General features: G+C 66.0%; 21 protein-coding genes. 7 read left to right on the forward strand and 14 right to left on the reverse strand.

The window, feature by feature from the left end; all coding sequences use genetic code 11:
- Positions 1 to 37: 37 nt before the first annotated feature.
- Positions 38 to 1,438 carry a class II fumarate hydratase gene (locus CH283_RS03080; protein ID WP_094641182.1) on the reverse strand — a complete coding sequence of 467 codons (1,401 nt, stop codon included), beginning with the start codon at positions 1,436 to 1,438 and terminating at the stop codon, positions 38 to 40.
- A 47-nt stretch (positions 1,439 to 1,485) separates the two neighbouring features.
- On the reverse strand, positions 1,486 to 2,526 hold the full coding sequence (glpX, locus tag CH283_RS03085) for a class II fructose-bisphosphatase (RefSeq protein ID WP_068052852.1): 1,041 nt from the start codon (positions 2,524 to 2,526) through the stop codon (positions 1,486 to 1,488).
- Positions 2,527 to 2,661: 135 nt separating this feature from the next.
- Here glpX and CH283_RS03090 point away from each other — a divergent pair, with 135 nt between their 5' ends.
- Positions 2,662 to 3,234 carry a DUF4245 domain-containing protein gene (locus CH283_RS03090; protein ID WP_094641183.1) on the forward strand — a complete coding sequence of 191 codons (573 nt, stop codon included), beginning with the start codon at positions 2,662 to 2,664 and terminating at the stop codon, positions 3,232 to 3,234.
- Here CH283_RS03090 and CH283_RS03095 read toward each other — a convergent pair.
- From CH283_RS03095 to CH283_RS03105, 3 genes are read right to left on the reverse strand one after another with little or no spacing between them, the layout of a single operon-like run.
- Positions 3,231 to 3,455: an exodeoxyribonuclease VII small subunit gene (locus CH283_RS03095; RefSeq protein WP_068052858.1), complete on the reverse strand. Its 225-nt coding sequence runs from the start codon at positions 3,453 to 3,455 to the stop codon at positions 3,231 to 3,233. The genes CH283_RS03090 and CH283_RS03095 overlap by 4 nt on opposite strands.
- Before the next feature lie 14 nt (positions 3,456 to 3,469).
- Positions 3,470 to 4,732, reverse strand: a complete 1,263-nt coding sequence (gene xseA / locus CH283_RS03100; RefSeq protein ID WP_068052861.1) for an exodeoxyribonuclease VII large subunit — start codon at positions 4,730 to 4,732, stop codon at positions 3,470 to 3,472.
- A complete protein-coding gene (locus tag CH283_RS03105) occupies positions 4,729 to 5,328 on the reverse strand; it encodes a lipid droplet-associated protein (protein WP_094641185.1) in 600 nt (199 codons plus the stop codon). Before CH283_RS03105 ends, xseA begins: the two co-directional genes overlap by 4 nt.
- A 122-nt stretch (positions 5,329 to 5,450) precedes the next feature.
- Here CH283_RS03105 and CH283_RS03110 point away from each other — a divergent pair, with 122 nt between their 5' ends.
- Positions 5,451 to 6,458 carry a 4-hydroxy-3-methylbut-2-enyl diphosphate reductase gene (locus CH283_RS03110; RefSeq protein WP_068052876.1) on the forward strand — a complete coding sequence of 336 codons (1,008 nt, stop codon included), beginning with the start codon at positions 5,451 to 5,453 and terminating at the stop codon, positions 6,456 to 6,458.
- A gap of 62 nt (positions 6,459 to 6,520) precedes the next feature.
- Here CH283_RS03110 and CH283_RS03115 read toward each other — a convergent pair whose 3' ends face one another.
- Both CH283_RS03115 and CH283_RS03120 read right to left on the reverse strand, forming a co-directional pair.
- Entirely contained in the window at positions 6,521 to 7,693 is a 1,173-nt protein-coding gene (locus CH283_RS03115; protein ID WP_176460386.1) for a DUF6542 domain-containing protein, read from the reverse strand.
- Between the two features lie 20 nt (positions 7,694 to 7,713).
- Complete coding sequence (locus CH283_RS03120; protein ID WP_068052870.1) at positions 7,714 to 8,880, reverse strand: DNA recombination protein RmuC; 1,167 nt, start codon at positions 8,878 to 8,880, stop codon at positions 7,714 to 7,716.
- A 122-nt stretch (positions 8,881 to 9,002) separates the two neighbouring features.
- On the opposite strand from CH283_RS03120, the gene CH283_RS03125 reads away from it, so the two are divergent.
- The gene (locus tag CH283_RS03125; protein WP_094641187.1) at positions 9,003 to 10,193 is read left to right on the forward strand and encodes an exonuclease SbcCD subunit D; all 1,191 of its coding nucleotides are present in this window, start codon (positions 9,003 to 9,005) and stop codon (positions 10,191 to 10,193) included.
- Positions 10,190 to 13,198, forward strand: coding sequence for an AAA family ATPase (locus tag CH283_RS03130; RefSeq protein ID WP_094641189.1), 3,009 nt, complete (start codon positions 10,190 to 10,192; stop codon positions 13,196 to 13,198). Before CH283_RS03125 ends, CH283_RS03130 begins: the two co-directional genes overlap by 4 nt.
- Here the strand turns inward: CH283_RS03130 and CH283_RS03135 are convergent.
- The 6 genes from CH283_RS03135 to CH283_RS03160 form a co-directional block, all read right to left on the reverse strand.
- On the reverse strand, positions 13,180 to 14,460 hold the full coding sequence (locus CH283_RS03135) for an AI-2E family transporter (protein ID WP_082898946.1): 1,281 nt from the start codon (positions 14,458 to 14,460) through the stop codon (positions 13,180 to 13,182). The two genes, CH283_RS03130 and CH283_RS03135, sit on opposite strands and share 19 nt — an antisense overlap.
- A gap of 51 nt (positions 14,461 to 14,511) precedes the next feature.
- Entirely contained in the window at positions 14,512 to 15,009 is a 498-nt protein-coding gene (locus tag CH283_RS03140) for a methylated-DNA--[protein]-cysteine S-methyltransferase (protein WP_094641191.1), read from the reverse strand.
- Positions 15,006 to 16,472, reverse strand: coding sequence for a DNA-3-methyladenine glycosylase 2 family protein (locus CH283_RS03145; protein WP_094641193.1), 1,467 nt, complete (start codon positions 16,470 to 16,472; stop codon positions 15,006 to 15,008). The genes CH283_RS03140 and CH283_RS03145 overlap by 4 nt, the downstream gene beginning before the upstream one ends.
- A gap of 57 nt (positions 16,473 to 16,529) precedes the next feature.
- Positions 16,530 to 16,700, reverse strand: a complete 171-nt coding sequence (locus CH283_RS03150; protein WP_094641195.1) for a YbdD/YjiX family protein — start codon at positions 16,698 to 16,700, stop codon at positions 16,530 to 16,532.
- On the reverse strand, positions 16,701 to 18,974 hold the full coding sequence (locus tag CH283_RS03155) for a carbon starvation CstA family protein (RefSeq protein WP_094641528.1): 2,274 nt from the start codon (positions 18,972 to 18,974) through the stop codon (positions 16,701 to 16,703).
- 141 nt (positions 18,975 to 19,115) lie between these two features.
- A complete protein-coding gene (locus tag CH283_RS03160) occupies positions 19,116 to 20,297 on the reverse strand; it encodes an ROK family transcriptional regulator (protein ID WP_094641197.1) in 1,182 nt (393 codons plus the stop codon).
- 142 nt (positions 20,298 to 20,439) lie between these two features.
- On the opposite strand from CH283_RS03160, the gene edd reads away from it, so the two are divergent.
- Together edd and eda are read left to right on the forward strand one after the other, a co-directional pair.
- Positions 20,440 to 22,263 carry a phosphogluconate dehydratase gene (gene edd, locus CH283_RS03165; protein ID WP_094641199.1) on the forward strand — a complete coding sequence of 608 codons (1,824 nt, stop codon included), beginning with the start codon at positions 20,440 to 20,442 and terminating at the stop codon, positions 22,261 to 22,263.
- A 29-nt stretch (positions 22,264 to 22,292) separates the two neighbouring features.
- Positions 22,293 to 22,922, forward strand: a complete 630-nt coding sequence (gene eda / locus CH283_RS03170) for a bifunctional 4-hydroxy-2-oxoglutarate aldolase/2-dehydro-3-deoxy-phosphogluconate aldolase (RefSeq protein ID WP_094641201.1) — start codon at positions 22,293 to 22,295, stop codon at positions 22,920 to 22,922.
- A 19-nt stretch (positions 22,923 to 22,941) separates the two neighbouring features.
- Here eda and CH283_RS03175 read toward each other — a convergent pair whose 3' ends face one another.
- Positions 22,942 to 23,712 (reverse strand): SDR family NAD(P)-dependent oxidoreductase, encoded by a 771-nt coding sequence (locus CH283_RS03175; RefSeq protein ID WP_094641203.1) that lies wholly within the window; start codon positions 23,710 to 23,712, stop codon positions 22,942 to 22,944.
- Positions 23,713 to 23,814: 102 nt separating this feature from the next.
- Here CH283_RS03175 and CH283_RS03180 point away from each other — a divergent pair, with 102 nt between their 5' ends.
- On the forward strand, positions 23,815 to 24,651 hold the full coding sequence (locus CH283_RS03180) for a helix-turn-helix domain-containing protein (RefSeq protein WP_094641530.1): 837 nt from the start codon (positions 23,815 to 23,817) through the stop codon (positions 24,649 to 24,651).
- Positions 24,652 to 24,669 lie beyond the last annotated feature (18 nt).

The following is a 24,669-nucleotide window of genomic DNA, read 5'->3' on the forward strand; positions in this document are numbered from 1 at the left end:
GGGCTGTTTCAAGCGTCCGACGGGGCGAACGGGAAAGCTAGTCCTTGACCTTCGCCATGGCGAGTACGTCGAGGCGCTTGTCCAGTTCTGCTTCGCTGAGCTTGTCGCCGATCAGTCCGCGGTCGATGACCGTCTGACGGATCGTCTTCTTCTCCTTCAGTGCCTGCTTTGCGACGGCGGCAGCTTCCTCGTAGCCGATCGCGGAGTTCAGCGGCGTCACGATGGACGGGGAGGACTCGGCGAGGGTCTTGAGGTGCTCGACGTTGGCTTCGAGGCCGACGACACATTTGTCGGCGAACAGGACCGAAACGTTGGCGAGCAGCTTGAACGACTCGAGCACGTTGCGCGCCATCATCGGGATGTACACGTTGAGCTCGAATGCGCCCGACGCGCCGCCGAATGCGACTGCCGCGTCGTTGCCGATGACCTGAGCCGCGACCTGCGTAACAGCCTCGGGGAGAACGGGATTGACCTTGCCGGGCATGATGGAGCTACCGGGCTGCAGGTCGGGGAGGGTGATCTCGCCGAGTCCGGTGAGCGGTCCCGATCCCATCCAGCGAATGTCGTTGGCGATCTTGGTCAGTGAGACCGCGATGGTGCGCAGTGCGCCCGATGCCTCGACGAGTCCGTCACGTGCGGCCTGTGCCTCGAACGAATCCTTGGCCGCGGTGAGTGCGTCGATCCCGGTCGACGCAACCAGTGCTGCAACGACTTTCGGGCCGAAGCCGTCGGGTGCGTTGAGGCCGGTGCCGACGGCGGTGCCGCCGATGGGCAGTTCACCGAGCCGCGGCAGGGTGGCCTCGACGCGTTCGATGCCTGCTTCGATCTGACGGGCGTAGCCGCCGAATTCCTGACCGAGGGTGACCGGAACGGCGTCCATGAGGTGGGTGCGGCCGGACTTCACGACGTGCTTCCACTCGGTGGCCTTCACCACGAGAGCCTCGTGGAGGTGGCGCAGTGCGGGCACGAGCGACGTCACGGCGGCCTCGGTGGCGGCGACGTGCGTTGCCGTCGGGAACGTGTCGTTGGAGGACTGCGACATGTTCACGTGGTCGTTGGGGTGTACTTCGACGCCGGCCGCCTTCGCGATCGACGCGATGACCTCGTTGGCGTTCATGTTCGAGCTGGTGCCCGAGCCGGTCTGGAAGACGTCGATCGGGAACTGGTCGTCGTGCTTGCCGTCGGCGATCTCGGTGGCAGCGGCGATGATCGCGTCGGCCAGTGCGCCGTCGAGCAGACCGAGATCCTTGTTGACCTGCGCGCAGGCTGCCTTGAGCAGGCCCATCGCGCGAATCTGAGTGCGTTCGAGCGGACGGCCCGAGATGGGGAAGTTCTCCACGGCACGCTGCGTCTGGGCACGCCAGAGCGCATCGATGGGAACGCGAACCTCTCCCATGGTGTCGTGCTCGATCCGGAACTGCTGTTCGTTCTCTGTCATTGACCTCTTGCCTCGGTAGGGGAGCGGAAACTTCGTCGAGCGGACGGTCAGAAGGACGGGATGGCGCCGGAGGTGTCGCCGTCGAAGTCGATGGTCGAGTACTCCTTGAGCTTGTTGAGCTGGTGGTACGCGTCGATCATGCGGACGGTGCCGGACTTCGAGCGCATCACGATGGACTGCGTGTGCGCGCCGCCGCCCGAGTATCGGACGCCCTGGAGCAGGTCGCCGTCGGTGACGCCGGTGGCGGTGAAGAAGACGTTCTCGCCCGAGACCAGGTCTTCGGTGGACAGGACACGATCGAGATCGTGTCCGGCGTCGATCGCCTTCTGGCGTTCGTCGTCGTCGGTCGGAGCCAGCATGCCCTGGTGCGCGCCACCCATGCAGCGCATGGCGGCCGCGGCGATGATGCCCTCGGGAGTTCCGCCGGTGCCCATGAGGATGTCGATGGGGGAGGTGGGACGGGCGGCGGCGATGGCGCCGGCGACGTCGCCGTCGGAGATCAGTCGAATGCGAGCGCCGGTGTCGCGCACCTGCTGGATCAGCTCGGCGTGCCGGGGGCGGTCGAGGATGCACACCGTGACGTCGGAGGTGGATCCCTTCTTGATCTTGGCGACGCGGGCGATGTTCTCCGCGACCGGTGCGGTGATGTCGATGACGTCGGCGAAGTCGGGTCCTACGGCGATCTTCTTCATGTAGAAGACGGCGGACGGATCGAACATCGCGCCACGCTCGGCGACGGCGAGAACCGAGATGGCGTTGGGCATGCCCTTGGCCATCAACGTGGTTCCGTCGACGGGGTCGACGGCGAAATCGACCTCGGGGCCGTTGCCGTTGCCGACCTGTTCGCCGTTGTAGAGCATCGGCGCTTCGTCCTTCTCGCCCTCGCCGATGACGACGACGCCGCGCATCGAGACCGAGCTGACCAACTGACGCATGGCGTCGACTGCTGCTCCGTCGCCACCTTCCTTGTCGCCGCGACCGACCCAGCGACCCGAGGCGAGCGCACCGGCCTCGGTGACGCGTACGAGTTCGAGTGCGAGGTTGCGATCTGGCGCCATGGCGCGAGTGGACTCGGTGCTGGCCGTCATCGGTTTGTAGCCTCCTGGTTGGTGGGGTGTTACCCAGGCGCGATTATCTCACTTCTGTGATGTCTGCCGTGGGGTCGGGTGGTCTGTGAGGCACGCGCCGACCGAGCACTGCTGCGCAGAGGGGATACTGGTGGGGTGGCGAACAGCAAACCTCGGATTCTCAACAACAGTCGCGACATGGTGTGGTCGCTCATTCCGCTGGTCATCGCGTGTTTGTTGATTGCGGGCATCGCCAGTCAGTGCTCGCTGAGCCCCGGCGGGCCCCAGCAGGGGCCCATCCCCAACTTCGACGTGGACACCGCGTTGCAGTACGACGCGTCGGAAATCGGCTTTCCGGTGCGTAATCCGGCTGTTCCGGAGGATTGGACGCCCAACTCGGGCAGTCGTCCGACGATCTCCGGCGACAACGGGGGACCGGTGTCGACTGTCGGGTACATCACCGGATCGGGTGCGTATCTGCAGCTGACCCAGACCAGCGCCGTCGAGGAAGTGTTGGTCCCCTTCGTGGCCGGCGACGAGACGGTGTACGCGTCGGGCGCGCAGAACGTGTCGGGTCGAGACTGGGTCGTCTACGGCGAAGAGGGTTCGCGGAAGTACTGGGTCTCCGACTTCGGTGACGTGCGAATCCTGCTGGGCGGTACCGCGAACGACGCAGACTTCACCACGCTCGCCGAGGCCCTCGAGGTCGCCGAACCGCTGGAGCCCTAGCTGTCCTTCTCGGTGCTCGCGAGCGCGGTCTCGATCCGCTTGCGGGCTCCGGCGAGCTGCTCCTCACAGCGGGTGGCCAGCTGCTCTCCGCGCTCCCACAGGGCCAGGGAGGCGTCGAGATCGAGCCCGCCCTGCTCGAGGATCTTCACCACGCCCACCAGTTCGTCCCTGGCCTCTTCGTAGCCCAGTTCCGATACCGGCTTGTCTTCGTTCTCGCTCATACGTACTCCTTCTGTCATTTGACTCGCCCCATGACTGCGGCGGTGACGGCACCGTCGGCCACTCGCACTCTGATCTGTGTACCCGGTGGCGCGTCCTCGACCGAACGGAGAACCTCGGGATCCGAACCCGCAACCACCCGCTGTACGACGGCATAGCCCCGAGCAAGTGTGGCAGCAGGCCCCAGCGTCGACAGCCTGGCCCGCAGATGCTCGACGAGCGTGTCCTGGGTGGTGAGTTCGCGTTGCACGTCGCGTCGCGCCGCCTCCAGCAGACGTCGAACCTCCTCGCGGCGTTGCTCGAGCGAGGCCAACGGGTCCGCCAGTACCGGACGGTGTCGGAGCATGTCCAGTCCGCGTGCCTCGCGCTCGACCCAATTGCGCAGCGCTGCAGCACTTCTCGACTTCAACTCCGAGACCAGGGCTTGTTCGGCGACGGCGTCGGGCACCACGAGTTTGGCGGCATCGGTGGGAGTTGCGGCGCGCAGGTCCGCGACGTGATCGCTCAGTGGGCTGTCGGGCTCGTGGCCGATGGCACTGACGATCGGCGTGGTGGCGCGCGAGATGGCGCGGCACAGGGCTTCGTCCGAGAACGGCAGCAGATCCTCGACGCTTCCGCCGCCGCGGGCGAGGATGATGACATCGACGCTGGGGTCGTCGTCCAGATCTTTCAGCGCATCCAGAATCGCCGGCACCGACTGTGGCCCCTGGACCGGAGTGTTGCGAACCTCGAATCGAACCGCGGGCCAACGCCTCTGCGCCACGGTGAGCACGTCCTTCTCGGCTGCGCTGGCGCGCGCAGTGATCAGGCCGATGGTGCCCGGCAGAAACGGCAACGGGCGCTTGAGGCGTGGGTCGAACAACCCCTCGGCGGCGAGGAGCGCTCTGAGCCGCTCGATGCGGGCCAACAGTTCGCCGACGCCCACCGCGCGAATGTCCGTGGCGCGCAGCGAAATGGTTCCGCGGCCGGTGAAGAACGACAGCTTGCCGTAGAGGATGACGCGCGCACCCTCGGTCAACGGAACCGGAGAGCGGTCGAGCAATTGCGGCGAACACGTCACCGACAACGACATGTCGGCCGACGGATCACGCAGCGTCAGAAACGCCGTCCTCGTACCGGGACGCGCGTTGATCTGCGTGAGCTGGCCCTCCACCCAGATGGAGCCGAGCTTGTCGATCCAGCCCGCCACCTTCATGGCGACGGTACGCACCGGCCACGGCTGTTCGGCGGTGCTCGAGCCTGGCTGGGTGGGACCGGACTGGGTTGAGGGAGTGCTCACTTGGCCTTGGCGGTGGTGATGCGGTTGGCCAACATGGTCTGGAACGGTGCGCGGGCGAGCGTGTCGTTCTCGTAGTCCAGCAGAGTTTCGAGGTCCTCGATCGAAAGCGTGCGCAGGCGTGCGCGCAGCTGGGCAAGGGCGAGGGTGTCGAAGTCGATCATCTCGACGATCTCGGGCTTGTCCGCAGAGGGCGCGCGCTTGGCCGAGGTGTCCTGCACCGGCTCGTCCAGCGGAGGCGTCGAGTACAAGGCGAAGCGGCCGTTCGCCGCGACCGGCTCGGCCACGGGGGCGTCCGGCACATCGACGTCGTCGGTGACGACCAGGGCGTCGAACACGTCGTCTTCGTCCTCGTCGAAGCTGGCCCAGGAGGGCTGCTCCTCGGTGGGGGTCCCGATCACCGGCAAGCTCGCGATGATCAGATCGCCCTTGATGGCCAACGCCGTCACCTGCTGCTGAAATCGCATCCCGCGGGCCAGCGCTTCGCTGACGACCGTCATCGGCAGCATCAGAGCGGAACCGGGAAGCTTGCGAGCCTCTTCCACGACGGTCACGGCGACGCCTGCAGCCACACGCGCTGCAAAGGGGACTCGAGTCATGCCCACCAGACTGCCCGAAACGGTGAACTTTGGGTAGCCGACAGGCTGTAGGACCCGTTGCAGCCGGGGCCGGAGGACATGGAAACGAGGCAGGCGAGCTCGGTGCACGTATCCTGGGAGGTATGTCTTCGGCTGTTCCTCTGAATCTTGGTATTGCACAGTCCGCCGGTACGGGTAAGTCCTCGTACGCCGGGGGTAAGCGAGTGCTGCTCGCGGAGCCGCGGGGCTACTGCGCTGGTGTCGATCGTGCGGTCGAGACCGTCGAGAAGGCGCTCGAGCAGCACGGTGCGCCGGTGTACGTGCGCAAGGAGATCGTGCACAACAAGCACGTGGTCGAGACGTTGTCCGATCGCGGCGCGGTGTTCGTGGAAGAGACCGACGAGGTGCCCGAGGGATCGCTGCTCGTGTTCTCCGCGCACGGCGTCTCGCCCGCCGTGCACACGTCCGCGGCCGAGCGGAACCTGCGCACGATCGACGCCACCTGCCCGTTGGTGACCAAGGTGCACCAGGAAGCCAAGCGCTTCGCTCGCGACGACTACGACATCCTGCTCATCGGCCACGAGGGCCACGAGGAGGTCGAGGGCACCGCAGGCGAGGCACCCGAGCACATTCAGCTGGTGGACGGCCCCGACTCGGTTGCCAACGTCACCGTCCGTGACGAGAGCAAGGTCATCTGGCTGTCCCAGACCACGCTGAGCGTCGACGAGACGATGATGACGGTCGCCAAGCTTCGCGAGCGCTTCCCGACGCTCCAGGACCCGCCGAGCGACGACATCTGCTACGCCACGCAGAACCGTCAGGTCGCGGTGAAGGCGATGGCACCGGAATGCGATCTGGTGATCGTCGTCGGGTCGAAGAACTCCTCGAACTCGGTGCGGTTGGTCGAGGTCGCACTGGGCGCGGGTGCGCGGGCGAGCTACCTCGTCGATTACGCCAAGGAAATCGACCTGGCCTGGCTCGACGGGGTCGAGACGATCGGCATCACCTCGGGTGCATCCGTACCGGAGATCCTGGTGCAGGGCGTCATCGAACTGTTCGCCGAGCACGGCTACGCAGACGTACAGCCGGTCACCACCGCCAACGAGACCCTGGTGTTCTCCCTGCCTCGCGAGCTGCGCCCAGCCCGCTAGCAGCGGGAAAAGAGTTCACGGCCCCGTACAGGAATTCCTGTACGGGGCGTTTCTCGTTCGAACTAGTCGCTGTGACGGTCGCGGTAGCGAACCTTCGGCACCGGGTGCGGGGGAATGTCGTCCCGGCGCGGGGCAGGCAGAGAATGGCTGCCCTGGCCGTTTCCGGCGGTGTAGTCGGTGGCAGCGGGGGCGCTCGTCCGAGGAGTCAGGACCGGCCGAGCTCCGGAGCCGTACGGATCGGCAGCCTCCCGCGGAGCGTTGACCCGAGTCGATCGCTCGCGACGAGGTTCGGTCGAATACCGCGGCTCTGCCGAGTAGCGAGGCTCCGGCGCAAAACGCGACTCGGACGGTTGCGGCCGCTGTGCATCACGTGCTTCACGGGACTGCGCTCGACGAGACTCTGCCTGCGGATACTGCGTTCGTGGGTATTCAGGCTTCTGGTGCTCGGGCTTGTGGTCCTGACGCGGGGCCTCGGCGGAGTATCGAGTCTGCGGTGCCGAGGTCGGGGTAGACGATCGCCGGGGGCTCACGGTGGGATCTGCCGCAGCACGAGAGCCGGTGCGAGGGGTCGAACGCGGGCGAGGATCGGTGCTTCTGCGACCGACGTACGGCCCGGGCACGATGTCGGTCGCCTCGGCCGCGGAGTCGGTGCTGCGATCGGCTGCGCGCCTGCGGGAGCGTTCGGGGCGCTCTTCCTGTGCTCGACGCTGTGCTCTGGTGGGCTTGTCGTCGCTGGGCTTCGGGCTGCGTCGCACAGTGCCCTCGGCCTTCTGGCTTCGTCGAAGGGTGGGGGCATGCGTGTTCTGCCGTTTGAGCACGATGCGCAGGACTCCGAGTCCGACGGCGACCAGGGTGCCGAGCAGCATCAGCGGAAACCGGTTGACCAGCGGAATGGCCACGTTGAGGATGATGTCCTTGAGGCTGGTGCCTGCGTTGTCGGTGAAGTACTGGTACGACAGCGGCACGGCCACGAACAGGATCAGCGGGGCTTGCACCATCGCGGTGAACAGTCCACGGAAGCGGACGAGAAGGACGCCGGCGATGCAGCCGAGGACGTACATGAACGCGAACGCACCGGTCAGCTCGGTACCGCGTGCGGCATCGATCAGAAATCCGAGAAAGGTCAGTCCCGCGGCGATCGCGACGGCACCCCATGCGGGAACGCCGGGCAGGGTCGCGAGGATGGATCGGTGATCCAGCGGTACCCCGGAGCGGGCACGTTGGGAGGTAGACACCCCCCGAGGTTAGCCGTTGTTCAGCCCACTGCATCGCTGACATGACCGAAGTCGTGCCGGTAGCGGGACGAATCGGACAGTTTGGGTCGCTCGTCCACTCGGGCGATGTCCACCGGATCGGCGTCGAACAGCTCGAGTTCGTGCAACTTTCTCGCCGTCACGCTCACCCGGGTATCGACGGACCCGACGGTGGAATTGAAGGATTCCACGGCCTTGCCGAGGTGGGCACCGAGCTTGTCCAGGTGTGTCGAGACGACACCGATTCGCGTGTACAGCTCGCGTCCCAGTTGCTGGATGCGCGCAGCGTCCTCCGCCAGCGACTCCTGCTTCCACGTGTAGGCAACGGTTCGTAGTAACGCGACCAGGGTGGTCGGGGTGGCCAGGATCACGTTCCTGCCGAAGGCGTACTCGAGCATGCCGGTGTCCGAGGTCAGGGCCGCGTCGAGAAACGGGTCGCCGGGAACGAACAGCACAACGAACTCCGGCGTCGGCTCGAACGCCTGCCAGTACGCCTTGTCGGCCAGCTGGTCGATGTGAGTGCGCAGTTGCTTGGCGTGGCGTCGCAGATTCTTCTCCCGCGCGGCGGGATCCTCGTCCTGGGCGGCATCGAGGTACGCCGCGAACGGCACTTTGGCGTCGACGACGATCTGTCGACCGCCGGCGAGACGCACGATCATGTCGGGTCGGATGCCGTCCTTGCTCACCTGCGTGTCGAAATCGCAGTGCTTGACCATGCCCGCGAGTTCGACGACCCGCTCGAGCTGGATCTCGCCCCACCGGCCCCGGATCTGCGGTGCACGCAATGCCGTGACCAGCTGACCGGTCTGGGTGGACAGATGCATCGACGCTCGATGCATCCCGGTGACCTGCTCGGACAATCCCGCGTACGCCCGAATGCGATTGTGCTCGACCTGGCGCACGTGCTCGGAGAGCGCATCGACGGCGTCGTGCAGCGGCTCGACCAGGTGTGAGACCTGCTGGCCGATCACGGTCGAATTGCGTCGCGCGGAATCCTCGTTGACCGCACTCAACGACTGCCGAAGCATGCCCTCGTGCTCGCGGAGCGCGGCCAGCTGGGCTTCGGCTCGAACGGCACGGTCGCCCACCCGCGAGGCGTGCAACAACCAGCCGACGACAGCCCCGATACCGAGAGCGACGAGCAGGCCGAACGCGGTGAGAATGTTCATGGACCAGATGATGCAGGACGGCACCGACAACTTCGGTTCGCGACGGCATGCACCGCAGCTCACGTCCGACAGGCCGAGGCGCCTCGAGGAGTTTGTCGGTGGTTCCCGATAGCGTCGAACGCATGAGAATTCTGCACACCTCGGACTGGCACATCGGTCGCACCTTTCACGGTGTCGACCTGTTGGCCGATCAGGGCGCTGTGCTGGAGTCCATCGCGGAACTGGTTGCGGCGCAATCGATCGATGTGGTGGTGGTGCCGGGCGATATCTACGACCGCGCTGTTCCCAGTGCCGATGCCGTCCTGGTCTGCAACCGCGGACTCGAGGCGATCAGAGCGGCAGGCGCGGTGATCGTCGCGACGTCGGGAAACCACGATTCACCCGCTCGGCTGGGCGCGGGTGCCGCGTTCGCCTCGGCGGGAGGGCTGCATCTGATGACGCGGGTGGGCGACGTCGCCACCCCGGTCGTCATCGAGGACGAGCACGGCTCCGTTGCGTTCTACGGCATTCCCTACCTCGAGCCCGAGACGACGCGGGCCGAGCTCGACGTTCCCACCGCGCGGACGCACGCGGAGGTGCTCAGCGCTGCCATGGATCGGATCCGGGGTGATCTCGCGACGAGAAACGAAGCGGGACAACATCATCGCTCGGTCGTACTCGCGCACGCGTTCATCGTCGGCGGTGAGGCGACCGGCTCGGAGCGGTCGATTTCCTCCGGCGGTATCGAAACTGCGCCTGCGTCGGCGTTCGACGGGGTCGACTACGTGGCGCTCGGGCACCTGCATTCGCCCCAGACCCTCACCGATCGAGTGCGGTACTCCGGTTCCCCTCTGCCCTATTCCTTCGGTGAGCGGTCGCATCGCAAGGCGGTATGGATTCTCGATCTCGACGCGAACGGGCTCGGCACCGTCGAGCGAGTCGACCTGCCGGTGGTACGCGGACTCGCCCGCATCGAAGGCACGGTCGAGCAATTGACAACGGACGCAGCGTATTGCGAGTACGAAGATCATTACGTCTCCGCTGTGCTCACCGACGAGGTACGTCCGGTCGACGCAATGCGCTTGTTGCAGCAGCGTTTCCCGCACGCGATCCACTTGGAATGGCGTCGCCCCGAGGGATCCGGCGAGCTTCGCTACCGCGACCGTGTGCGCGGCCGTAGCGATCTCGACATCGCCACCTCGTTCGTGACGGACATGCGCAGCGTGCCGACGGCAGCGGAGTCCGGGCTCCTGGCTCGCGCGCTGGCCTCCGTGCATCGCGAGACCGAGGCCATCCGCGGGACGGCCACCACCGCCGACCGCGGTGCTGCATGAGACTGCATTCACTCGAGATCACCGCCTTCGGCCCCTTCGCGGGCACCGAGACGGTGGACTTCGACGCACTGGGAGCCGACGGGCTCTTCCTGTTGCACGGGCAGACCGGAGCAGGCAAGACGACGGTGCTCGACGCCGTGGCGTTCGCGCTGTACGGAACAGTGCCCGGAGCTCGTCGTGAAGGCAAGCGACTGCTGTCCGATCACGCAGCCAAAGGCGCGGTGCCACAGGTCACGTTGGAGGCGACACTCGCTGGGCGACGCATCAGAATAGTGCGCAGTCCGGAGTTCCTGCGGCCCAAGCTCCGCAGCACGGGCACCACCAAGCAGCACGCCAAAGCCAGTCTCACCTGGCTCGACGGCCGCGGGCAGAACCTCACCCGGCTCAACGAGATCGGTGACGCCGTCAACGCGCTGCTCGGAATGAGTGCCGACCAGTTCTTCCAGGTGGTGCTGTTGCCGCAGGGTGAGTTCGCGCGATTCCTCCGAGCCGACAGCGACGAACGCGGCAATCTGCTCGAAAGGCTCTTCGACACAGGCCGATTCGGTGATGTCGAAGAGTGGTTCGCGCAGCGCCGCCGGGAGCTGGCCGCCGAACTCGCGGACGCTCACCACGCCATCGACATCATGCTCGGCCGGGTGTCGCAGGCATCGGGGATACCCGAGCCCGCGGGCGAGGACGGCGAGCAGCCGGACCCGCTCGAGTGGGCGGCCGACGTCCTGGCCGATGCCCGGCAGAATCGGACTCTCGCGCAAGGTCGGGCGGTGCTGATCGATGCGGCAGCTCGGCGTGCGTCGACAGCTCTGACGAAGGCCACCACCGTTCTCGATCTGCAGCGTCGTCGGGCTCTCGCCGAGGCGCAGCTCGTGCAGTATCGGGAGGGCGAGACGGCGCGAGCTGCGCGCAGAACCGAGCTCGCCGATTCCGCGGCCGCCGGACCGATCGCGGCCACTGCCGCAGACCTCCGTCTCGCCCGCCAGACGGCCGAGGCCGCGACCTCCTCACTCGCGGCGGCGGAGCGTGCGCTGCCGGCAACGGGGGAGGGTCGACGCTTTCACACTGCGTTGCAGTGGCCACCTGCGCCGGCGGATCCGTCGGACGAGCGCACGGTCGTTGCACAGTTCGTGCGTGACTGGACCACCGACGTCGCGCGGTTGCAGTCGCTGCTCGGTCTCGCCCGCGAGGCCGACCGACTCGACGGCACCCTCGTCGAATATCGTGCGCAGCAACGTACTACCGCAGCGGCGATCGAACGCACCGGGCAATCGCAGGCCTCGATGCCCGAGAAGATCGCAGCGGTCGAATCACGGATGGCACGAGCCGCCTCGGCTGTGGCGGAGTTGCCGGGCCTAGAGGAGCGCTGCAGTCGGGCCCGCGCGGCAGCCGAGTCGGCTCTCGAACTGGTACGCACACGTGCGACTCTGGCCGAGGCCGAACGTGCCCGCGACAGCGCCCGGGCAGCGCACAACACCGCCCGGGAGCACCTGCTCGATCTCCGTGAGCGACGCCTCGACGGGATGGCCGCCGAGCTGGCGGCCCGTCTGGAGGCGGGCGAGCCGTGCGTCGTGTGCGGATCGGAGGTGCACCCGTATCCCGCTGCGACGTCGACGTCGACGGTGACCAAGGCACAGGAAGACAAGGCCGCTGCCGCAGAACGCAAGGCCGCTGCCGTGCTCGATCAGGCGGTCGCGGTTGTCGCTCGAGCTCAACGGGACGTGGATCTGCTGCACGACCGCACCGGTGGGGCCTCCGCTGCGGAGTCGGCCCAGACGCTCGATGCCGCGACCACCGCAGTGCAGGACGCGCGTGCGCGTGCCGCCGATGTCGAACCGGCAACCGCTGAGCTCGATCGCCTGCGGAGCGAGTCGGACGCGCTGACGGTCACGCTCCACGACCTGGTTGCCTCGCGGAGTGCCGTGGACGAGCGCATCGCGGCCACCGAGGAATCGCTGACGCAGATGCGTGCGTCGGTGGCCGAGGAAGTGGACGAGGGCGCGTCGCTGGCAGACCGAATCGCGGAGCGAGAAGCGTTGATCGACGGTGCCCGGCGAATTCAGGAAGCGCGCATCGCCTGGCTCGACGCCACTGCGCGGGCCGATGCGCTGGCAGCAGAACTGGACCGTCGGGTGGAGGCGTCGAACTTCGAGTCCGTCGACGCCGCCGCCGGGGCAGTCCTGACCGCAGACCGCGTCGAGCAGCTCGAGACCGAGCTGCGTACCGCCGAGGAGACGCGTGCGCATGCCGAGCACGTGCTGCGCGAGCCCACCATCGTGGACGTGGCCGGTCGGCCGCCGGTGGATCTGGCCCCGCTGGAGCAGGCGTGTGCCGAGATGGACGACGAAGTCAGGGTCGCCGCTGCGTTGGTGGCGGAATGTCGAAGGCGCGCAGACGATCTGGAACGGTTGATCGCCGAATTGTTCACCGCGGCCCAGGCCATCGCGCCGCAACGTGCGGAATTCGACGAGCTCGCCAACCTGGCGGACGTGGTGGCAGGCCGGGGACAGAATGCACGCAAGATGTCGTTGCGCTCGTACGTCCTCGCGTCTCGACTCGAGGATGTCGCCGAGTCCGCATCCGCGCGGCTGCGTCGAATGTCCTCGGGACGATACGAATTCGTGCACTCCGACGAGGCAGGCGTCCGCGGCAAACGGGGCGGTCTCGGACTGGACATCAGGGACGACTACACCGGTGTGGTGCGCTCGGCCAAGACACTGTCGGGCGGTGAGGCATTTCTCGCGTCGCTCTCGCTCGCGTTGGGCCTCGCCGATGTCGTGGCTGCCGAATCCGGTGGTGTCGTCCTCGACACCATGTTCATCGACGAAGGATTCGGCACGCTCGACGCCGACACCCTCGAATCGGTGATGGCGGTTCTCGACGAACTACGTGCGGGCGGACGCGTCGTCGGCGTCGTCAGTCACGTCGACGAGATGCGTCAGCGCATTCCCAGTCGCCTCTACGTCAAGCGGGAGCGCACCGGATCCACGCTTCAGGTAGTGGCTTCCTGACCCGAGTCCTTCTTGTCGGAGTTCTTCTCCTCGTCGAGGCCGGCCTGCTCCTCGGTCAACCCGTCGGGCGGCGGGATTTTGTCCTCTAGCTCGTCCTGGTCCGGTTCGTTCGAGCGCGCATCGATCTGCTCGGACAGGTACCGGATCAGCACGGCCGCAACCGCCGCAGCCGGGACGGCCAGGAACGCGCCGATGATGCCGAACAGTGAGCTGCCTGCCGTCACGGCGAGCAGCACGATCGCCGGATGCAGGTTCATGCTGCGGCTCTGCAGGATCGGCTGCAGCACATTGCCTTCCAACTGCTGTACCGCGACGATGATGGCGAGCACGATCAGTGCAGTGGTCAGCCCGTTCGCAACCAGGGCCACCAGCACAGCGAGTGCGCCGGCGACGAACGCTCCGACGATCGGAATGAAGCCACCGATGAACGTCAGGGTCGCCAGCACCAGCGCCAGCGGAACGCCGAGAATGACCAACCCGAGACCGATGAAGAATGCGTCGATGAAACTGACGATGGCCTGAGTTCGGATGAATCCGCCGAGGGTCGCCCACATCCGTGAGAGCACCTCGCCCAGATGGGTTCCGGCGCGGCCACCGGAGAACCCGTGCAACCACGGCAGAAACTTCGGTCCGTCCTTGACGAAGAAGAACGTCAACACCAACACCAACGCCAGAGTGACCAACAGCGAGCCGGCGGCGGATACGCCGGTGAACACGCCGGTGGCGATGACCTCCCCGCTGTCCTGTAGCCGCGACACGATCGCCGACACGGCCGAGTCGATCTGGTCGTCGCCGATGTTCAGCGGCGGCCCCTTCAACCAGTCCTGTACCTGTGCGATACCGCCCGATGCCTGGTCTACCAGCTCCGGTGCCTGCTCGGCGACCGACGGAACGATCAGAGTGATGATGCCGCCGATGACGACGAAGAACACCACGAGCGATACCGACGCGGCGAGGGCGGGAGGAAATCCCAGACGCATCATCAGTTTGGCCGGCGGCCACAGCACCGTCGCGACGATGACGGCGAGCAGGACCGGCAGCAGGATCACCCAGAACTGCCCGATCAGCCAGCCCAACACCCACGCCCCGGCTGCGATCGCAATGAGGATCAGCGACCACTTGGCCAGCCACATACCGCCGACCCCGATGAGGTCACCACGATCACTGCCGGACGTCGTGGACTTCGACGGACTGCCGGGCACTGCCGATTCGGTCACTGTGGCTTCCTCACATTCGGCGGATGGCGGATCGTGAAGAACCATAACGTCTCGGTAGGCCCAGCTGTATGTCACCGCCGTCCAAGGCGAGGCCTTTCAGGCCGCCTCGTGTGCCAACAGCCATTCCTTGACGGGCAGGCCCCAGCGAAAACCGCCGAGGGCCCCGCCGATTCGAACCACCCGATGGCACGGCACGAACAGTGCAGCCGCATTGCGCGCGCATGCCGACGCAGCACCACGGATGGCTGCCGGTCTACCCGACAGTTCTGCGAACTCGGAGTAGGTCACCGTCGCACCGGGTTCGACAGTGCGCAGAACTCCCCAGGCGTGCATGAGAAATTCGCCGGATCGTTGCGCGACGGCAACGGAGTCGATGACGGTCAGTTCACCGCGGTGATAGCTCTCGACGGCGCGCGTCACATCGCCGAGATCGGCCGCCGTGCGCACGCTGTCGGGGCGCATCGTCGGGTGGATCAGGACGCGGAGTTCTTCGACATCGGCGGTCCACCCGGATGCCACAACGCGCTGATCGGCGTCGACGATGGTGGTGAACGGGCCTATCGGGGTGTCCTGGGTGGCGGCGGTGGCAGTCATTGCTGTCTTCTTTCCAATGCGGTGATCCACAGGTGCATCGAGACGTACGAACGCCACGGTGCCCAGCGCTGCGAATTCTTCAACGAAACGTCCAAAGCCTCTGCGCCTTGGCGGACGACGAGATCGGTATCGAGCAGAACATCGGGATCGCCGAGCAGCCGCATCACGACGTATCGGGCGGTCCAGGGTCCGATTCCTTTGAGCGCGAGCAGTTCTCGCTCCAGTTCCGGCCCTTCTCGCGCAGGATGGAGCACGACGGTTCCCGACGCGATGGCGTCGGCGACGCGGATGACGGTCTGGACCCGGGCGGCAGGTCCGGTGAGTACCTCGTGGCCTCGTTCGGCGATGACGGCAGGTTCGGGAAACAGTCTGGTGACGGTGTCGTTGCCGAGATCGAGTGGTGCACCGAGAGCGTCGACGAGTCGGGCGGTGTGGGTGGCCGCGGCCTTCAACGAGATCTGTTGTCCGATCACTGTGCGCAGCAACATCTCTGCGCCGTCGACCACTCCCAGGGCGCGGATACCCGGGTGGGCGTCGACGCTCGGTGCCAACTGAGGGTCTGCGCTCAGTGCGTCGTCGACGGCGAGTGGATCGGCATCGAGATCGAGGAGGTGTCGGATGCGGGCGACGGCAGGAGCCAGATCGCGCATGTCCTGCAATGTCACTGCGGCGCTGACGAATCCGTCCATCACCCGTAGTGCCACGAGCCCGGCGGCGTGCGGCAGGCTCAGAGATCGCACGTATTCGCCGTCCTCGGAGAACGATTCGATGCCCTCGACCACGTGGCCCCGCAGGAACCACTCGATCCAGCCGCGGTCGAGTGGCGGGCGGTACGGCAAGCGCAGGGTGACGGTTCCGCCCGCGGTCGGTACGGCAGTGCGGTGCGCTTCTCGACGCAATGTCGACGGGTCGACGGCGAAGACTTCCTTGATGGTGTCGTTGAACTGCCGGACGCTGGAGAAGCCGGCCGCGAAGGCGATGTCGGCCATCGACATGTCGGTGGTTTGAATCAGTGTGCGGGCGGTGTGGGCGCGGTGCGCGCGGGCCAGCGCGAGCGGTCCTGCACCGACCTCGGCGGTGAGCACTCGGGTCAACTGCCGGGTCGAGTAGCCGAGGGTGCTGGCGAGGCCGTCGACGCCACCGCGTTCGACGGCTCCGTCGGAGATCAGCCGCATGGCACGAGAACTGAGGTCCGAGTGGATGTTCCAGCGTGGGGAACCGGGGGTGGCGTCGGGCTGGCAGCGGCGGCAGGCTCGGTAGCCGGATTGTTGCGCCGCCGCTGCGGTGGCGAGAAACGAGACGTTGCCCGGCTTGGGTGTGCGGGCCGGGCAGGAGGGTCGGCAGTAGATGCCGGTGGTGGAGACGGCGGTGAAGAACTGGCCGTCGAACCGTGCGTCACGCGAGGAGACCGCGCGATAACACCGATCGAAGTCCAGTTCTTGCACCTGCCGTTCACTGCTCATGCACCTACTGTGTCAGCGCGGACTCTTCGGTGCTAGCGGAAATCGGACATCACCGTGTCAGCAGCATCGAGCTCCTGGGTTCCGGTCCGCCTCCGCGTGCCTGTCCTTCCAGTACTGCCGCACGGTGGGCGGTTCCTGATCCGGATGGTGGCGGGCCAGATGGGCGACGTAGCGGTCGTAATCGTGATCGCCCATCACCGAGGTGATCCACCACCACAGTCCGCGCATCTAGTGCGCCGATCCGGGGCGACGGACGGTGCCCGCCTCGATCAGCTCGTCCCATTCGGCCTGGATCTTCTTCTCGGCCGGGGTGAGCACGAAGCCGGTGGGGCCGAAGATCTTCGACGGCACCTCGGGCTCCTCGTTGTCGGGCAGGTTGTCTCCTCGAACTGCCTTGATGCACACCCATACTCCGGCGAACACGACGACCAGGACCAGTACCGCGAAGATGATCGACAGCGTGCCCTGAATGAAGGTGTTGCGGATGACGGCGTCGATGGCCTCGGGGGTCTTGGCGCTGCCGAACTCGCTCAGGCCCTGCGCCTTGGCGTCGCGGAACTGGGAATGCTGCGTCCAGTAGCCGATGGCCGGGACGGAGGAGAAGATCTTCTGGTACGACGCGGTCATGGTGACGATCAGGTCCCACGCCAGCGGAACCCCGGGAATCCACGCCCACTTGTAGAGGCCGCGCTTGACGACGATGACCATCACCACCGTCAACGCGATGGCGGCGAGGAGCTGGTTGGCGATACCGAACAGCGGGAACAGGGTGTTGATGCCGCCCAGTGGATCGGTGACGCCCATGAGAAGGATTGCGCCCCAGGCTGCGACGACGATCAGCGAGCAGATCCAGGCGCCGGGGCGCCACGACGGATCCTTGAACTTCTTGGCCGAGGCTCCGGGGAGGTTGCCGATGCTGTCGGAGAGCATGAAGCGTGCGACGCGGGTGCCTGCGTCGACCGTGGTGAGGATGAACAGTGCCTCGAACATGATCGCGAAGTGATACCAGAACGACTTGAGCGATTCGCCGCCGAACACCTGGTGCAGTACCTCTGACATGCCGAACGCGAGTGTCGGTGCGCCGCCGGTGCGGGAGATGATCGTTTCCTCACCCACATCGGTTGCCGCCTGGCTCAATTCGGCCGGGGTGATGTCGCCGCCACTGAGGCCCAATCCGTTGACGTACGTCGCTGCAGTTTCCGGGGTGCCACCGGTCAGCGTGGAAGGAGCATTCAACGCGAAGTAGATGTGCTGATCGAGAACACAGGCGGTGATGAGCGCCATGATGGCGACGAACGACTCGGTGAGCATGCCGCCGTAGCCGATCATGCGCATCTGCTTTTCCTTCTCCAGCAGCTTCGGCGTGGTGCCGGAGGAGATCAGAGCGTGGAAGCCCGACAGCGCGCCGCAGGCGATGGTGATGAACAGGAACGGGAACAGCGAGCCTGCGAACGCCGGGCCGTTGCCCTCGGTGGCGAAGCTCGTCATTGCGGGCATCTGGATCTCGGGACGCGCGATGAGGATGCCGACGGCCAGCAAGGCGATGGTGCCGACCTTCATGAACGTCGACAGGTAGTCGCGCGGGGCGAGCAGCAACCACACCGGCAGGATGCAGGCGAGCAGGCCGTAGCCGATCAGCAGCCAGGCGACGGTCACCTTGGAGAGGGTGAACCAGTCGGTGCCCCAGTCGGTCTCGGCAACCCAACCGCCGGCGACGATGGCGAGCAGCAGCAGGACGACGCCGATGAGTGAGACTTCGGTGACGTTGCCCGGCCGCAGGAAGCGCAGGTAGACGCCCATGAACAGTGCGATCGGAATGGTCAGTGCGATGGAGAAGACGCCCCACGGGCTTTCGGCGAGAGCGTTGACGACGACGAGTGCGAGGACCGCGATGAGGATGATCATGATGACGAACACTGCAATCAGGGCGGCGGTGCCGCCGACGACTCCGAGTTCGTCGCGGGCCATCTGGCCGAGGCTGCGGCCGTGGCGACGCGTCGAGATCCACAGCACCAGGAAATCCTGTACGGCACCGGCGAACACGACGCCGATGATGATCCACATGGTGCCGGGCAGGTAGCCCATCTGAGCGGCGAGGACGGGGCCGACGAGCGGGCCTGCTCCGGCGATCGCGGCGAAGTGGTGGCCGAACAGCACCCGACGGTCCGTCGGCATGTAGTCCTTGCCGTTTTCCAGAATCTCGGCAGGAGTGGCGCGGTCGTCGCGTGGGAAGACGATCTTTCGTTCGATCAGCCTGGCGTAGAAGCGAAAAGCGAAGATGTACGTACACACCGCGGCGATGACGAACCAGACGGCGTTGGGATTCTCTCCGCGGACGATCGCGATGATCGTCCACGCAACACCGCCGAGTATGCCGATGGCGACGAGCATCAGGCGCTTGATCGGGGTCATCGGATGTGACTCGACGACGCCGACCGGCGGTAGGTCGGGATCTGTCTTCAGCAATTCGACGTGTGGTTCGTCGGCCGCTTTCAGTGACATGTGTGGGGTCTCCAGGATCGCAGGTGTGACTGCGATCACCCTATGTGGGCCGCCGGTGTGCGTCCTCGAATCGACGCATCGCGGTGCGCCCGGCGGTCGCTGGAGTGCGACGAGCGGCAATCGCGGCGACGATGCCCGCGGTCAGCCGCCCAGTGCGTCGTCGACGGCCCGGGCGCTGAGCACCTGATCCAGCACCAGCGCCGCACTGCCGATCACCCCGGAGAGGTCACCGTGGGTGGTGGCCTGGATGGTGAGGGCCTTGGTGGCCAGCGCGGTGGCGTTTCCGTAGACGGTCTCGCGGAGGCCGGCGACGAAGATGTCGTATGCGTTCGCCATGTCGCCACCGACGATGAGGACCTCGGGGTTGAGCAGGTTGACGGCACCGGCCAGAGTTTCACCGATATGGCGTCCGCTGTCGCGAATGAGCCTGCGCGCTTCGGGGTCACCGCTCACCGCGAGATCGACGACGCCGCGAACGTGGCCCACTTCGCGGCCCTGCTCGTTGAGTGCGCGCACCAGAGCCCAGCCGCCCGCGATGGCTTCGAGGCAGCCGCTGTCGCCGCACCTGCACGCGACGCCTGCCGCGGCTGCAGTTTTGGTGTGGCCGAATTCGCCTGCAGCGCCCAATGATCCGCGCTGCAATGCGCCGCCCGCGACGATTCCGGCACCGAGCCCGGTCGAGGCCTTGACGAGTAGGGCGTTCTGGAAGCGATCTCGATTGTCTCGACGTTCGGCCAGCACCATCGCGTTGGCGTCGTTGTCGAGGAAGACCGGAGCAGACGTGGTGTCGGCGAAGAACGGTGCCAGCGGCACTCCGTCCCAGCCGTGCATGATCGGCGAGTCCAGGCTGCACCCTCGGTCGGTGTCAGCGGTGCCGGGGATGGACAGTCCGACGCCGAGGATGCGGTGGTCGGTTCGGTGCGATTCGTCGAGCAATGCCTGCAAGCGCTTGGTGATCTGCGGCATCAGCTCGTCCGGGCCGACGCCGATTTCCTGATCGACGGTATCGCTCGCGAGCAACTCGCCGCCGAGGGTGAACACGCCCAGTTGGGAGCGGCTGCGTCCGATCGCGGCGGCGAGCACCACACCGGCGTCGATGTCGAAGGACAGTCTCGCCGGGGGTCTACCGCCGGTGGAGTGCGTGTCCTCGGTTTCGATGACCAGGCCGAGCTCGGTGAGCGCGGCGACGCGGGAGGCGACGGCCGACCGTGAGAGTCCGGTGATTCGGCCGAGTTCGGCACGAGTAGCTGCTTCTCCGTCGCGAATCAGAGCGAAAACCTCACCTGCCGTCGCAGGTGGAGCGCTCAGGCGCGGCATGGACATAGACGCCATTCAACCAACTGGCAACTTTTACGGCAACAGCCTAAGAAGTGCCACTTATAACTTTGAAAAGCATAAGTTGGGTTGTCGATCGACCTAATGGGCCTTAGGGTTAGTGATGAGAGACCGAACATCGGAGATAATCATGGACACACTCCATCCGGTCCTGCGTCAGGTCACCGACCGCATCGCAGACCGCAGCCAGTCCGACCGCACCACCTACCTCGCGCGAATCGCATCGGCCGGGGATCGAGGCCCGGCCCGTGGCCGCCTCGCCTGCGCCAATATCGCTCACGGCTTTGCAGCCTCCGGCAAGGCCGACAAACAGGCCCTGCGCGGCATGGTGAAGCCCAACATCGCGATCGTCTCCGCCTACAACGACATGCTCTCGGCACACAAGCCGTTCGAGACCTACCCCGCCGTGCTGAAGAAGTCGGTCATCGACGCCGGCGGCATCGCACAGTTCGCCGGTGGAGTTCCCGCCATGTGCGACGGCATCACGCAGGGCCGTGACGGCATGCAGCTCTCGCTGTTCAGCCGCGACATCATCGCGATGTCGACCGCAATCGCGTTGTCCCACGACATGTTCGACGCCACCCTGATGCTCGGGGTGTGCGACAAGATCGTCCCCGGAATGCTCATCGGCGCACTGAGTTTCGGTCATCTGCCTGCGGTGTTCGTGCCCGCTGGGCCGATGACGTCCGGACTCCCCAACGGGGAGAAGGCAAAAGCGCGCCAGCTCTACGCCGAGGGCAAGGTGGGGCGCGAGGCTCTGCTCGACGCCGAGGCCGCGTCGTATCACGGCAGTGGCACCTGCACGTTCTTCGGAACGGCCAATTCCAATCAGTTGCTCATGGAGGTCATGGGCCTGCTCCTGCCGGGATCGTCGTTCGTCAACCCCGGAACCGCGATGCGCGACGCGTTGACCCGCGAGGCGGCGCACGTCGTCACCGGTCTGACGTCGATGGGCGACAACTACACTCCGGTGGGGGAGGTCGTCGACGTCAAGTCGATCGTCAACGGCTGCGTCGCGTTGCTCGCCACCGGTGGTTCGACCAACCACACGATGCACCTCGTCGCCATCGCCAAAGCCGCCGGAATCACGCTGACGTGGCAGGACCTGTCGGATCTGTCGGCCGTCGTGCCGCTGATGGCCCGGATCTACCCGAACGGCAAGGCCGACGTGAATCACTTCCACGCGGCCGGTGGACTCGGGTTCGTCATCGGGTCTCTGCTCGACGCCGGGTTGATGCACGAGGATGTGAAAACCGTTGCCGGGCAGGGTCTACGGCGCTACACGCAAGAGCCGAAGCTCGACGGCGACGGGGTGATGTGGCAGGACGGTACTCGGATGAGCCACGACGACACCGTGTTACGAGGCGCGAACGAGCCGTTCAGCGCCGACGGCGGACTGAAGATGCTGACCGGGGCGATCGGCAAGTGCGTCATCAAGACTTCTGCACTGGCACCCGAACATCGCGTGGTCACCGGACCGGCACGAGTGTTCGACGATCAAGCCGACTTCCTCGAGGCATTCGACGCAGGGCTACTCGACGGCGACTTCGTTGCCGTGCTGCGTTATCAGGGCCCGCAGGCCAACGGTATGCCCGAGTTGCACAAGCTCACCCCGGCTCTCGGAATTCTGCAGGACAAGGGACGGTCCGTCGCGCTGATCACGGACGGCCGAATGTCCGGTGCCTCCGGCAAAGTCGCTGCGGCAATTCACCTCACGCCCGAGGCCGCGAGTGGGGGACCGATCGCGAAAATTCTCGACGGTGACATCATCACTCTCGATTCCCTCGGTGGCACACTGTCGATCGACGTACCGCTCGACGAGTTCGAGGCACGGCCGGTCACCGGCCGAGCCTTGGGCAAGGACGAGTGGTCCAGCACCGGTCGCGACTTGTTCTCGGGCATGCGTGCGCTCGTCGGCCCGGCCGACGAGGGTGCAATGTTCGTCATGCGCTGAGCCCCGTAACTCCAGAAGAAGGTAAGAACGTGACTGCATCTCTGCTCGACCGCGTCCCCGTCATCCCCGTCGTCGTCATCGAGAACCTCGATCATGCCGTTCCGATCGCCCGCGCCCTGGTGGCGGGCGGAGTGCCCGTCATCGAGCTGACCCTGCGGACACCGGTGGCCCTCGACGCCATCGAGCGCATCGCCGCCGAGGTCCCCGACATCCTCGTCGGTGCCGGCACCATCATCACTCCCGGCCAGGCCAAGCAGGCCGCAGATGCGGGCGCTCAGTTCCTGGTGTCGCCGGGCTGCACTTCGGGATTGACCAAAGCCATGCGAGACACCGGGCTACCCCACTTGCCCGGTGCTGCAACGGTGTCCGAGGTGCTCACCCTCCTCGAAGCCGGCTACACCGAGCTCAAGTTCTTCCCGGCCGAGGCGTCGGGCGGGGCGAACTTCCTGAAGTCGATCCACTCGCCGATCCCGGCCGCACGCTTCTGCCCGACGGGTGGAATCTCGACCGCCAATGCGTCGACGTACCTGGCCCTGCCGAACGTCGGCTGCGTCGGGGGATCGTGGCTCACTCCGGGTTCGGCCGTGGCGCAGGAGGATTGGGACGCCGTCACTCGGTTGGCCGAGGCCACCTCGACGCTGAAGACCTCAGCTCAGTAGCGGTCTTCGGTACGCGCGTTCATCCGCGGGTGACCGAGATACCGCCGTCGACGTAGAGCGTTGTGCCGTGCACCATCGCGGCGTCGTCGGAGACCAGGAACAACACACCGTTCGCGATGTCCTGTGGTGAAAGGACAATGCCTGCAGGCGTTCCAGCCGTCATGGCATCCAATACCTCCCGCGCGTCCTCGTTGCCCGGCGTCAGCGTCGCACCGGGTGCAAGGGCGTTGACCCGCACGCCGCGTGGACCGAATTCGGCAGCCCAACTGCGCGTGAGTTGTTCGTCGGCGGCCTTGGTTGCGGAGTACATCGCGGCGAACGGGCTCCCCATCGTGGCCATCCACGACCCGATGTTCACGATGGTGCCGCTCCCACGCTCGGCCATGGCCGGTGCCAATTCACCGACGAGCACGTGCGGGGCCCGTACGTTGACGGCGAGCATGGCGTCGAGTTGGTCGTCGGGAATGTCGGCGGTCGCGGTGGCCGGATAGATACCGGCGTTGTTGATCAGAATGTCCACGCGACCTTTCAGAGCTTCGGTGGCGGCCCCAGCGAAGTCGCGAATGTCCTGGTAGCTGCCGGCGAGGTCCACCGGCACGAAACTCGCGGCACCGCCAGCCGCGGAGATTCCATCGACCACCGCCGAACCCTTCGCGGTGTCACGGCCGCTGACGACGATCGATGCTCCGTGCGCGGCGAGAGTCGAGGCGATGGCGGCACCGATACCGCTGGTGGATCCGGTGATGACGGCGGTTCGTCCGGAAAGTCGCTGTGATGCAGAAGAAGTCATGACGTCATGTCTACGGACGCTGAACACGGCCAACCAGGCGTCACTCGACCTAGGTCTGACATGACCAGGCTGGCAACCATCGGTGTCGCTACTGTGGAATTCGTGAGCAACGACAGGTCCGCCCTCAGCGCATTTCTGCGTGATCGGCGCGACCGCATCACCCCGATCGAGGCCGGACTGCACACGTATCCCGGTGCCCGACGAGTGCCTGGACTGCGGAGGGAAGAACTTGCTGCGATGGCCGGAGTGAGCCCGGACTACTACAGCAAACTCGAACAGGGTCGGCAGGCGAACGTGTCGATCGAGGTGCTGCGAGCGATCGCTCGGGCATTGAAGTTGAACGAGGTGGAGTCGGCTCATCTGCTCGACCTTGCATCTCCCGCCGGATCCGTCGATGACGCCACCGAGCGACCGGATCCGGGATTGCTCCAAGTGATGAGGACGCTCGATCACGTTCCGGTGCTGCTACTCGGACGCTCGGGCACCATCCTGGCCAGCAACGCATTGGTTCGATCGGTGCTGAGTCTGCCGTCGTCGGCCGGAGACTCGCTGTTCGACTATCTGTTTCGCAATCCCATCGCCCGCGAGCGAATCGTCAACTGGTCGCAGTTCGCGGCCGCCGCGGTCGCCAATCTGCGCCGCGACCTCGCCCGTCGACCCGGGGACGGTGTGCTCACTGCGTTGATCGACGAATTGCGTTCCACCGAAACTTGTTTCGAGCAATGGTGGAGTGACCACGAGGTCCGTGAATTCGAACGTGCAACCAAGATCATCCAACATCCGGCGGCGGGGACCCTCGAATTCGGTATCGAGTTTCTGACCTCGCCCAGCGAGCCGGGGCAGAGTCTCATCGTCTACACGGTCGAGGACGGGTCGAGCACCGCCAAGATCCTGTCGATCCTGGCGAGCTGGGACCCCAATTCGGCAATCACCACCTGAACTCGAGATCGACCGGAT

It is taken from the genome of Rhodococcus sp. 05-2254-2 (assembly GCF_002259095.1).
Taxonomy (GTDB): domain Bacteria; phylum Actinomycetota; class Actinomycetes; order Mycobacteriales; family Mycobacteriaceae; genus Rhodococcoides.